This window comes from Spirochaetota bacterium, from assembly GCA_026414805.1.
In the GTDB taxonomy this organism is placed as follows: Bacteria; Spirochaetota; UBA4802; order UBA4802; family UB4802; genus UBA4802.
Window position 1 is genome coordinate 1 of sequence record JAOAIH010000112.1, and the last position, 5,240, is coordinate 5,240.

The 5,240-nt window shown below is 39.8% G+C and carries 6 protein-coding genes; 3 read left to right on the top strand and 3 right to left on the bottom strand.

Going from position 1 to position 5,240, the window contains the following annotated elements; all coding sequences use genetic code 11:
- The first annotated feature begins 439 nt into the window (after positions 1 to 439).
- On the top strand, positions 440 to 1,132 hold the full coding sequence (locus N3F66_14465; GenBank protein MCX8125348.1) for a porin family protein: 693 nt from the start codon (positions 440 to 442) through the stop codon (positions 1,130 to 1,132).
- Between the two features lie 397 nt (positions 1,133 to 1,529).
- Positions 1,530 to 2,447, top strand: a complete 918-nt coding sequence (locus tag N3F66_14470; protein MCX8125349.1) for a hypothetical protein — start codon at positions 1,530 to 1,532, stop codon at positions 2,445 to 2,447.
- 3 nt (positions 2,448 to 2,450) lie between these two features.
- Here N3F66_14470 and panB read toward each other — a convergent pair whose 3' ends face one another.
- From panB to N3F66_14485, 3 genes are read right to left on the bottom strand one after another with little or no spacing between them, the layout of a single operon-like run.
- The gene (gene panB, locus N3F66_14475) at positions 2,451 to 3,254 is read right to left on the bottom strand and encodes a 3-methyl-2-oxobutanoate hydroxymethyltransferase (protein MCX8125350.1); all 804 of its coding nucleotides are present in this window, start codon (positions 3,252 to 3,254) and stop codon (positions 2,451 to 2,453) included.
- Complete coding sequence (gene folK, locus N3F66_14480; protein MCX8125351.1) at positions 3,242 to 3,706, bottom strand: 2-amino-4-hydroxy-6-hydroxymethyldihydropteridine diphosphokinase; 465 nt, start codon at positions 3,704 to 3,706, stop codon at positions 3,242 to 3,244. Before folK ends, panB begins: the two co-directional genes overlap by 13 nt.
- Complete coding sequence (locus N3F66_14485; GenBank protein MCX8125352.1) at positions 3,703 to 4,518, bottom strand: ATP-binding protein; 816 nt, start codon at positions 4,516 to 4,518, stop codon at positions 3,703 to 3,705. Before N3F66_14485 ends, folK begins: the two co-directional genes overlap by 4 nt.
- Before the next feature lie 246 nt (positions 4,519 to 4,764).
- On the opposite strand from N3F66_14485, the gene N3F66_14490 reads away from it, so the two are divergent.
- Positions 4,765 to 5,240 (top strand): hypothetical protein (locus tag N3F66_14490; GenBank protein MCX8125353.1); only part of this gene is annotated, 476 nt, incomplete at its 3' end.

Consider the following 5,240-nt stretch of genomic DNA (forward strand, 5'->3'; position numbering starts at 1 on the left):
TATCTCTCCCATGCAAATTGCCTTTGCCATAAAGCCTGTAGGAAAAATGCCCCGCTAATAGGGGATTGAGACGCATCACCTAAACAAATCGCCTTTGCCATATAATTCCTCCTAGTAGGAAAAATGCCCCGCTAATAGGGGATTGAGACGAATGATAGCAACATTGTCAATATTAATTTGTGATATTGTTGTAGGAAAAATGCCCCGCTAATAGGGGATTGAGACTGATTATGTTCTTTTAATCTGAATGATATTTGTTTATAGTAAAAGCAATTAGGAGGAAAAATATATTTAACAAAATTTTTCTTAACATATACTTGTAAGTGTTAAAGTATAAAAAATTGAGCAATTTTTTTAAAAAATGACCTATATTTTTACACTCTTCTCAATCTAAAGAGAACAAAGATTAAAAAAGTTAATGTAAGGAGAGTGTAAAAATATGCTAAACAAAAAGATTTTACTTTTAGTAACCGCCTTCTCTTTGATTGCCATGCCATTGTGGGCACGACAGGGGAGTTCCCAGTTAAGTGGAAATTTTTATTTTGGCATATCCAGTGCAGACTGTACAGCATGGACAGGTAGTACATTAGGCTTATATCTTGGTAACGATCCAACATTATGGAACAACCCCACTAATGAAATTGGGCCTGCTGGTGGTATAGGCTTTGGCTATCGCTATTTTATCAATGACAATGTTGCAATTGCAACCGGCCTTGCTGCTGTGTATAAAAGCTTTAGTGTTGAGTACCCTGCCAATACAGCGTATGATGATATAACAATAGAAATTGGTACCACTTACATCATTATACCAGCAGGGGTAAGAGCGTATTTTGAATACTTCTATATTGGTGGTGGTTTTTATTATGGAATGGCTGGTGATGCCGAGGCACAAATTACCTACACTACTATGTATGGCACACAAACCATCAAAGACACCCTTAATTTTGATGATGATTTTGGGCTATATATAGATCTTGGATTAGATATTCCACTGAGCCAGCAACTTAGTTTAGATTTAGGTATAAGGTATGAGCGGGGTTTGACAGCAGTGTATGAAGAAGAATATGATCTTATAACAGATGTAATGACAAGAGCAGTGCTGTTCAATGCTGGTATATGTGTGTTACTATAAATAACTTTATTGTAAATTCTTTTAAAACACGGGTAAACATGTATGCCCGTGTTTTTTTATCTGCGTATGAAATCATTTACTCTAACTATAAAGTGTTGTTACTCAAAATTACCCTTTTTTGTTAGTTTGATAAAAAATCCTTGATAAAAAATTAACCATGATTAATTCTTCACTTCACCATTGCCCAGCGTACTATAATTGACAAATGATTTATATCGTCTAAAGAAGTGCGTGATGGAAATATTTTTCCTCAGAGTTATTGCAAACTCAACGTATGATGATGCAAAAAAACAAAGATTCAAAAACAGGTATTTAGATTGAAATATCAAAAGTTGTGGGCAAAGCTTGCAATAATTCTTTTAATGAAGTTAAACATTTATTGGAGGAGTTTATTTCAATGAAGAATAAATATCTAATTGTAACCGTACTTGTTGTATTTTGTGCAGGTAGTGTTTATCCAGTATTTTCCCAAAGCACCAAAAAGGAGATAACCATTCTTTACACCAATTCACTCAACGGCATACTGGAAGCCTGTCAATGCAGTGCTGACCCAAAGGGCGGGTTGGTTAAGCGTGGCTATGCAATAGGGCAGCTGCGCAAAAAGTATAAAAACACTGTGCTTTTTGAAACAGGTGATTTTTGCAGTTACTATCCTGATACACTGCTTACAAAATATCTTATCAAAGGGTATGCGCACATTGGATATAATGCAATTGGTATAGGCGATCAAGAGCTTGCTGCAGGCGTTGATACATTTCATAAATACAGCACTGCGCTTCCTTTTGTGTGTGCCAATTTACAGTACTTTGCTGCAGGCAGCTGGCATACACCAACACAGCATTTAATAGTAACTATCGGCACTACAACGCTTGGGATAACTGCGGTAATTGATGCCGATGCGTTCAACTATTATCCTACCGAGATTACATCAAAAATAAAAATTACCGACTACAAGGTAGCTTTAAAAAGAGAGCTGCAGCAGCTACAAAAGACAGATTGCATTGTGGTGCTTTCGCATTTAGGTTTTGAAAAAGATAAGGAACTTGCGGTGCTTTTTCCCGGCATTGCACTCATTGTAGGGGGACATTCGCAAACGCTTGTCAAGACGCCTGTCAAAGTTGGTAATACATTAATAGTACAGGCCGGGACAAACGGCTCGCGCATTGGGGTTTTGCGGGCGACAGTTACTGACAAATTCATCACTGGCTACGAGCATTCCTTTGTACTGCCAAAGTGGCAGGATCCCGATGACCCTGCATTAGTAAAGTTAGTTGAAGAATATAATGAAGAAAATGCCAAACGGTTCCCGCGTTGATAGCTATTTGAAGACATTGTCTTCACCGGGGAAGATGTGCTCTTTTACTTCTTTACAGTAATTCTGTATTGCCTGCTGTGAGGTGGTAAAAAGGTCGGCATAGCGCTTTAAAAATTTTGGATTAAATCCTTTGTTTAAGCCTAGCATGTCATTTATAACAAGTACCTGACCATTGCAGTAGCGCCCAGCGCCAATACCTATTGTGGGAATATCAAGGGCTTGGGTTATTTCTTTTGCAAGCTCCTCAGGCACCATTTCAAGTACCAGTGCAAAAGCGCCAGCTTTCTGTAACAGCAGTGCATCTTCCATTATTATTTTTCGCTGCTGTTCATCCTTGCCCTGTACACTGTAGCCTCCCAGTTTGTGCACCGACTGCGGTGTAAGCCCTAAATGACCCATAACTGGAATTGAAGCTTTTGTTAATGCTTCCACCACCGGCACAAAGTCCCTGCCACCTTCAAGCTTTACTGCATTTGCGCCACATTCTTTCATAATGCGACCGCAATTGCGCATGGTATCTTCAATTCCTACGTGGTAGCTCATAAACGGAAGGTCGGTAACTATAAAGTGCTGCGGTGCTCCGCGGCGTACCATGCTACTGTGGTAAATCATCTGGTCTAATGTTACCGGTATGGTGGTATCATATCCTGCAACAACCATACCAAGCGAATCTCCAACCAATATCACGTCAATATCGGTTTGGCTGACCACGCGCGCAAAGGCGTAATCATAACAGGTAATCATTGCAATGGGCTCGCCAGATTGCTTCATCTTTGCAAAGTCTTTGATGTTTTTTATTGATGGCATAGCACTACCTCCCGTAATGGTTTGTGTGAAACCGGATCAATGATATTTGCATCAATTTCCAGTACCAGTTGTGCTGCAAACGGGCGTGTATAAATTTGCGGATGAGGCAGGGTAAGCGTTTGTGTTGTACATACTGTATCATTATACAGCAGTATGTCGCAGTCAATGGTGCGTGGTCCTTTTGGTATGCTGCGTACTCTTCCCAACCCAAGTTCAATATCCTGAAGCTTCTGTAACAGTGTGTGGGGCGTCAACTGCGTGTGGATGGCTACCACAGTGTTCAGAAAGTTAGGCTGATCTGTATATTCTAATGGCTGTGTTTCAATGATTGCGCTTTGTGCAATAATTGTTGTGTTTTCAAGTTGTGACAGTTTTTCTACAGCGGTGGTAATGTTACGGTAACTGTCGCCCATATTACTTCCCAATAAAATGTAAGCGATAGCTTTTGTCATAATTTATCCCTGTAGTCAGGTCCTGAAAGTTCAACAATGGTACACATTTCCTTTATGCGTGATAGGACTCTGCCGCCAGCAATATCGGCTAAAGCGCGATGGGGATCCACATTGGATGTAAATATTGTAAATTTTTCGGCTTCATAGCGCGCATCGACAAGATTGTACAGCGTTTCCTGCTCCCAGGGTGAATCCCGCTGTACGCCAAAATCATCAACTACAAGCACATCAGCGTTTTCAAGCTCATATTCAATCTCCTGTGCTGTGCCGTAGGTGGCAGAACCTTCGGCAAAGGTTGCACGCAGCTTGTTAAAGAATGTGCGCGAAATTTTGATAAAGCGTCCTTCCAACGCATGACGTATGATTAGCTCGGTTAATATAATTGAAGAAAGCAAAGTTTTCCCTGTGCCGGGGTTGCCCCATAAAAATAAGCCCTTACGTACATCAGGAAATTTTGAAACTATATCGTAGGCAATATTTTTTGCGTTTGATGAAAGCTTTGAATTTGCCTCAAATGAGTTGAAAAATCGCCACTGATATTTTTTATCAATGCCAGAGCGTGAATATATTGTCTTAATACGGTTAATCATCATTCGTATGTCGCGGCAGTAGCAGTTAGATATAGTGCCATTGAGCTCAATATAATAAGGAGGCTCTCCGCCACACTGGCATTTGTTCAATACACAGCGCGGGCAGGGCACTAACGGCTCTTCGCCAATCTCTTCAAAGTGTGGATTGCGCACAATGCCTGTATGTTCGCAGTACGAACAGAATGCACTGTGAATGCTAGTTTTGTGAGTCTTTGTGTGCATCGAAACCTCTTGTTAAAAAAATTATATACTGGTATGTTATAAATTCTTCAATTGCTAAAGTAAGCTACTACATACAACAGGGTACACTTTGCGCTGACTGATTAGTGCTGCTAATATTATTAGCTTACTACTTACGATATAAACATTGTATATATTTTCAATGATTATTTCAAATATTTTATAGATTTAACATATTCGTGTTTTTGATTATACAAATCAACACAGGGCATACGAAAAGGCATGCGGATGACAATTGATAATCTTGAAAAACTGGCAGAGGGTGAATTCCATATAGACCAAATTCCAATGTTTGACCGCAGCGAAGTTAGCACTATAGCTCAGTATGTCAACAAGCTTGCCGAATATCTCAGAGATTTTGTTGCTCAGAAGAGGGCATTGAACAGCAATTTGTCATCATTGACTGTTAACCTTACCTATAATGCAGAGGTGTTGTTTGCAAATACCCGTGATGAAGCAACCACAATGGAGGAAATTGCATCAACAACGGAAGAGATAGCAGCAAATTCGGAATCCATTGCAGCAATTGGCGATAATCAGTCAAAAGCAGTGGATTCTTTGATGCAACAGTTGCAGGAGCTATCGCAAGCTATTAATGTTGTGAGGAAAAGAGTTGAGGAAGCTATTGCAATATCAGGTAATGTAAAGGAAACAACTGATTCAAGTATCGCAAAGTTAAATACCATGATGGATAGTTTACGCAC